Consider the following 260-nt stretch of genomic DNA (forward strand, 5'->3'; position numbering starts at 1 on the left):
TAAATATCTCTAAGTATCTTGATATAATTGTATCAAGGCAATAAAATGCTATAATCTATGTAAAATATTTGAAAGTGACTGATACTATGGATAAAATATTTGCCCCAAAATTAAAATACGGAGATGAGATTAGAGTGATCTCACCTAGTTCTTCGATTGAAAGAGTAGGGGGATTTGAAGACAATTTAATATCTAAAAAACGACTTGAAGATTTAGGATTTAAAGTAACTTTTGGAAAGCATATTCTAGAAAATGATAGT

Annotated in this window: 1 protein-coding gene; it reads left to right on the forward strand. The window is 28.1% G+C overall.

Annotated features, from left to right (window positions below):
* Positions 1–68: 68 nt before the first annotated feature.
* On the forward strand, positions 69–260 hold a 192-nt coding region (locus tag ETC07_RS16250), incomplete at its 3' end, for a hypothetical protein (RefSeq protein ID WP_205742574.1).

The organism is Halomonas borealis, assembly GCF_004798905.1.
Taxonomy (GTDB): domain Bacteria; phylum Pseudomonadota; class Gammaproteobacteria; order Pseudomonadales; family Halomonadaceae; genus Halomonas; species Halomonas borealis.